The sequence below is a fragment of the Robinsoniella sp. genome (assembly GCF_034124845.1).
Genome location: NZ_JAWYAJ010000345.1, coordinates 1 through 5,755, shown reverse-complemented (window position 1 = coordinate 5,755; position 5,755 = coordinate 1). Strand labels below are relative to the sequence as shown.

At 42.4% G+C, this 5,755-nt stretch carries 7 protein-coding genes and 1 riboswitch; of the genes, 5 read left to right on the top strand and 2 right to left on the bottom strand.

What is annotated here, in order from left to right; genetic code table 11:
* The 3 genes from ACH2DQ_RS17415 to ACH2DQ_RS17405 all read left to right on the top strand — a co-directional run.
* Nucleotides 1–228: HAD hydrolase-like protein (locus ACH2DQ_RS17415; RefSeq protein ID WP_395027618.1), on the top strand; the 228-nt coding region annotated here is incomplete at its 5' end.
* Nucleotides 229–479: 251 nt separating this feature from the next.
* A complete protein-coding gene (locus ACH2DQ_RS17410; RefSeq protein ID WP_394911713.1) occupies nucleotides 480–1,652 on the top strand; it encodes a M24 family metallopeptidase in 1,173 nt (390 codons plus the stop codon).
* A 310-nt stretch (nucleotides 1,653–1,962) separates the two neighbouring features.
* Complete coding sequence (locus tag ACH2DQ_RS17405) at nucleotides 1,963–2,505, top strand: GNAT family N-acetyltransferase (protein WP_394911712.1); 543 nt, start codon at nucleotides 1,963–1,965, stop codon at nucleotides 2,503–2,505.
* Between the two features lie 36 nt (nucleotides 2,506–2,541).
* On the opposite strand, the gene ACH2DQ_RS17400 is transcribed toward ACH2DQ_RS17405, so the two are convergent.
* Both ACH2DQ_RS17400 and ACH2DQ_RS17395 read right to left on the bottom strand, forming a co-directional pair.
* A complete protein-coding gene (locus ACH2DQ_RS17400) occupies nucleotides 2,542–2,898 on the bottom strand; it encodes a P-II family nitrogen regulator (RefSeq protein ID WP_394911727.1) in 357 nt (118 codons plus the stop codon).
* Nucleotides 2,899–2,916: 18 nt separating this feature from the next.
* Complete coding sequence (locus ACH2DQ_RS17395; RefSeq protein WP_394911711.1) at nucleotides 2,917–4,155, bottom strand: ammonium transporter; 1,239 nt, start codon at nucleotides 4,153–4,155, stop codon at nucleotides 2,917–2,919.
* 267 nt (nucleotides 4,156–4,422) lie between these two features.
* Between ACH2DQ_RS17395 and ACH2DQ_RS17390 the strand changes: the two genes are divergently transcribed.
* Together ACH2DQ_RS17390 and ACH2DQ_RS17385 are read left to right on the top strand one after the other, a co-directional pair.
* Nucleotides 4,423–5,043: a recombinase family protein gene (locus tag ACH2DQ_RS17390; RefSeq protein ID WP_394911710.1), complete on the top strand. Its 621-nt coding sequence runs from the start codon at nucleotides 4,423–4,425 to the stop codon at nucleotides 5,041–5,043.
* A gap of 107 nt (nucleotides 5,044–5,150) precedes the next feature.
* Nucleotides 5,151–5,227: riboswitch (cyclic di-GMP riboswitch) on the bottom strand.
* A gap of 172 nt (nucleotides 5,228–5,399) precedes the next feature.
* On the top strand, nucleotides 5,400–5,755 hold a 356-nt coding region (locus ACH2DQ_RS17385), incomplete at its 3' end, for a hypothetical protein (protein ID WP_395027615.1).

Below are 5,755 nucleotides of genomic sequence, written 5' to 3'. Positions count from 1 at the left end.
AGTGAAGAAGTGGGATTTCAGAAACCTCAGATTGAGTTTATGAGATATGTGAAAACCCACATTCCGGACTTTGATGATACAGCGGTTCTGTTAATCGGTGACAGTGAAGCAAGTGATATTCAGGGGGCTGTGAATTTGGGGATCGATTCCTGTATTATAGGAAGCAAAAGTCCCCTTGCAACATATGAAATCAACAGCCTGGAAGAAATATTTGAGATTGTGGACTAGAGCGTGTTTGAAAATTCATTCCCGCCATCTGCACGCAGAAGCCGGGCTGTCTGCGTAATATGGAATGATTGATATATGCTTCCGGTGGGGACTGGTAAGGCTGCCCAAGAAAGTGATACTTTTACACAAGATAAAAGGATGACAACATCAATAAAACAGGTATAATGGTGATAAAAGGTTCTATAAGAGACTCTTTAAAAGTAATGATATATAAGAGTGTATTATATGGATGTGCAAAAGGAGATAAAAGTATGCATCAGAATGCAGTCAGAATACCAAAGGAAGAGTATCCCGGACGCTGGGCTAAGGTTCAGAAGATTATGAAAGATAATCGGTTAGATGTTATCCTGGCCTATAGTGATGACAGAGCTACACATGGTAACGCTTATGCCAGATATTATGCGGATTTACCAACTCATTTTGAAAATGTGCTGGTACTGTTTTTAGCTGACTGCGATCCGGTCATTTTGACTGGTCCGGAGACAGAAGGGTATGCAAAAGAAATTTCTGCAATTCCAAATATCAAAGTATTATCGGAATTTTCTGCTGAGGATGAAGACTATCCATTTTCTGCAGTTGAACCATTAAAACAGATTGTAAAACAGCTTGTGCAAAAAGTACCGGAAAGAGTGGGACTGGCAGGAAAGCTTTATATGGGAGCAGAGCTCTATGAAGCGGTAGAAAATGCCTTTCGACCGGCAAATCTGGTGGATGCAGATAAGCTGTTAGAGAATGTAAGAGGTCTGAAATCCCAGGCAGAAATCGCAGTCATCCAACAGGCATATGCGATTGCAAATGCAGGAATGAAGGCTGCTATAGAGGCTATTCGTCCGGGTATTACGGAACGTGAAATTGCTGCTGAGGCGGAATATGTTATGCGCAAGATGGGATGTGAAGGCTACGGGATTGATCCCATTGTGGCTTCCGGACCAAATACGAGGCATATATTGGCAAGGACAACCAATCGGAAGATTGCACATAATGATGTGGTAATTGTTACACTGGCGCCCAGGTATGAAGGCTATCATGGGGCGTGTGGAAGAACAATACTGGTTGGTAATCCCGGAGAAGAAGTAATAGCAGCTGTTGAAGCGTGTATTCGGGCACAGCATGTATGTGCAGAAAATTTAATACCTGGAAATATAGGAAGCCAGGTGGAGGCAATGGGCAGGCAGGTTATGAAAGAGGCAGGATATGAAAAAAATTTTATGTATTCCGGGCTTCACAGCATAGGGGTTATTGAATTTGAACCGCCGATACTGGGACCGTCCAGCAGTATAACAATTGAGAAAGACATGGTTATCTCTATCGATATTCCACTATTTGAGGCAAATATTCCCGGTATGCGTTTTGAAGACGGATATCTGATTGTGGAAAATGGAATGAAGAAGTTGACGGATGTTCCAACGTTTATTCAAAAATAGATATGATAATTGGCTGTTCTTTCGTGGATATAGTATAGTCTGTTTTAGTTTTTAATAATTTCCTTAAAATAAAAATGGCAGCACCCTGATTATGGGAGCTGCCGTTTTTAATGTGTGAGGTAAACGTTTTCATCCATTGAAGATCCGGGTCTGCTTCTACTTGTTATTTTATGAATCATAGGCTATAATGTCCCCATAGAATGTATGGAAACGGCATTGGAAAGTTTTATACCGGATTTTCATAATGTAGGAGTATAGAAGAATAACAGTTCTTGAACTGACACATCCTATGGCAGCAGGGGAGGTATTTATGAGGGAATTGAAAACAAAGCGTTTGATTATACGTAGATTTCTGGAAAGCGACTGGGAGGACTTGTACGAATATCTGTCCGATGAGGCAGTAGTCTATTATGAGCCATATGAGGTATTTTCCTGGGAAAAATGCCAGGAGGAGGCGAGAATCCGATCAGTCAGCAAGTCATTCTGGGCGGTATGCCTCCAGGAAAATGGGAAAATGATAGGAAACCTATATTTTGAAAGAGGAAAGTATGATACCTGGGAGATTGGGTATGTATTTAATCTAAAGTATCAGGGTCAGGGGTATGCGGCAGAGGCGGCTAAAGCACTGCTGGATGAAGGATTTCAGAATTGGGGAGTCCGCCGGGTAGTAGCTATGTGTAATCCAGGAAATCAGCAGTCCTGGAAATTGATGGAACGCCTTGGAATGCGGCGAGAAGGGTTTCTGGTAAAGAATATTTTCTTTAAGTCTGATGAGCATGGGAAGCCAATCTGGCAGGATACCTATGAATATGGAATTTTAAAAGAAGAGTGGGATAGAAATCAACGTGTCTGAAAGCAGCTTTGACTGCTTTTCAAACACGTTTTTACATTAATTATCGGATTGCAATGCCTCATAGCCCGTTTCACAGGTTCGAATTTTCATTGCACTTCTTATTTCATAGCTGAAAATTTTACCATCCCCTACTTCACCGGTAAACGCTGCTTTTTGAATAGCAGCAATCACCTTTTCTTCCCATTCCGGAGAGGATACTACGATTTCAAACTTGATCTTTGGCTGCATCATCAGATCTACCTGGGTTCCGCGGACAATCTCTTTATATCCGCGCTGTACGCCGCAGCCCATGACCTGGGAAATGGTAATTCCGTTTACCTGGATCACATCCAGCGCTTCTTTTACATCTTCAAATTTCTCTTCCCGTACAATTGCTTCTATTTTAATGATCATCATTCATTCCTCCTGTTCTTAATCAAAACCATTGAAAGACGGATAAGCACTTTCACCATGTTCTGAAATATCAAGTCCAAGCTGTTCCTCTTTGGGGGATACACGAAGGGGGGTGAACAGTTTTACAATTCCTATACAGATTAAAGTACCAACGACAGCAACAGCAACAGATATGAGAATGCCTATGATCTGCGCTGTAAACAGGCAGGTATCGCCAAATATCATCCCATCCCATCTAGCTGTGTTGTTAATGGAACTTCTGGCGAACAGGCCGGTTGCGATGCCGCCCCATATTCCTCCGATTCCATGGCATCCAAAAGCATCCAGAGCATCATCCACTTTCAGGTGCTTTTTAATAAACGTCACCGTAAAATAGCAGATTGGGCTTACCAGTGCGCCAATGATAAAGGCAGACCAGACAGGGACAAAACCAGCACCGGGTGTAATTGCCACCAGACCTACAACCAGGCCGGTGGATGCGCCTACGATCGTTGGCTTTCCTTCTTTAAGTACATCGATCAGCATCCAGGATAACAGTGCCGTTGCTGCTGACAGTGCAGAAGTTATAAATGCATGAGCAGCCAGTCCGTTTGCACCCAGGGCGCTGCCGGCATTGAATCCGAACCAGCCAAACCAGAGGAGGGATGCGCCAAGTACCACGAATGGAATGTTGTGTATTCGATATGATGTTGTCTCATACCCGCGTCTTCTGCCAAGAAAGAGGGCGAGAAGAAGAGCACTGATACCGGAACTGATGTGAACTACATTGCCACCGGCAAAATCAACGGAACCAATGGATGCAAGAAACCCGCCTTCTCCCCACACCATATGAGCCAGGGGATAATATACGATTACTGACCAGAGGGCGATAAACAGGAAAAGCGCTTTAAACCGCATTCGTCCAACCAGTGCACCTGTGATAAGGGCCGGGGTGATCATTGCAAACATCATTTGAAATGCTGCAAATACCAGATGAGGCAGGGTATGGGAATATGGACCGGCATCCATACCGACTCCTTGGAAGGAAAACCATCTAAAATCTCCGATTATGCCAAGATGGTTCCCTCCAAAGGAGAGGGAATAGCCAAATAATATCCACATTACAATAGACAGACCCATAACAGAAACGCATGCCATCATGGTATTACAGACGTTCTTACGGCGTACCAGACCGCCGTAAAAAAATGCCAGCCCCGGTGTCATGAGAAAAACGAAGGCGGCTGAGATTAAGAGAAAAGCAGTATCACCAGTATTCATAGAAAGACCTCCTAACAGATAAATTTAATGTGCTGTGGATTTATAAATAAAAAAGGCATTCAGATAATATTTGATATTATCTGAACGCCTTCGTTCGGATGTATCATAGCACAGTTGATTTTAAGATGCAAGAATTTTTTGTGATTCATTGGAAATTTGTTTTTATTGTGTAAAACTTGCTGATAGAAAGTTCCAGTAAGGGAAATGATAGTTTCGTGGCAATGTGGAATAATAATTGTGAAAACAGATACAGAAGGAGGAAATAAATTGAAAAAGCAACAATATGGATACGTTCGTGTATCAACCAAAGAGCAGCACACGGATCGGCAGATGGCGGCAATGGAAAAACTGGGGATTATGCGTAATCATATCTATGAAGATAAACAGTCAGGAAAAGACTTTGAACGTCCCCAGTATAAGAAGCTTATCAGAAAGTTAAAGGCCGGTGATGTGTTATATATCAAATCAATTGACCGGCTGGGCAGGGATTATGATGAAATCATTCAGCAGTGGCGCAAGATTACAAAAGAGATGGAAGTGGATATTGTTGTGATTGATTTTCCATTATTGGATACAAGAGCCCGGGAAAATGATCTTACAGGTATTTTTATAGCTGATTTAGTTTTGCAGATTTTATCTTATGTAGCCCAGGTGGAACGTGAGAATATACGGCAGAGGCAGAAAGAAGGAATCGAAGTAGCAAAGGTGAAAGGCATTCAGTTTGGAAGACCTAAAAAAGAGCTGCCGCCGAATTTTTCTGTTGTTTATGGGCAGTGGGAAGAGAAACACATCAGTGCCAGGGAAGCGGGCAGACGGCTAGGTGTAGACCATAAAACATTTCATAAATGGGTAAGTCAGGTACAGAGAGAATCAAGGGCAGGCATATGACAGGTCTGTCTAAAAAAATAGAAAAATGGAGAAAAAGGTAGACTTTTTTCCCCACTTCTTTTTACATAAAAATGACAGTCCGCATGCAGGCATAATCCTATAAGGAAGTCGGCAGCTGGCTGTCATTTTAAAGACCCTGGTAGCTTTGCGTCGCAGACTTTCGCCTGTTTTGCTATTTACGTTTCTATGGTTTTTCTATTGTGTAACTCATTGTATCACAGCTGTGGAAAAAAGTCTGATTTTATCTCCAATTATTTCCAATAAAATAAATGATATTTATAGGATCAGTCCTGGGCCTGTTTGATGCCGGATACGCTTGTATATTAGAAAAAAGATTTAGACCGGAGGAATGCCAAGTGAATAGAAAAATAAAAAGAATATTAGCGATTATTTTATGTCTGGGAGTAATTATTTGCAGTCCGGGTATAACGGAAGCGGCAGATAACATGCCGTCGGCAGAGGAAGAAACGGTGCAGGCCTCCGGGCAGGAGAAACCGTCTGCGCAGGGAGATAAAAGAGAAGAAAATGATACAGACAAGGTTACCAATCTTGATTCAGATCAACAGCGTCAGCCGGTTATTTACTGGGATCCTTCTGCCGCAGCAGATGGAAATGGGGATGGCAGTAGTGAACAAAGCCCAATAGCAGATTTTAAACAGGTACTGACAGAAGCAATGGAACTCAGGGAAAAATTAGAGACAGAGATTACCGT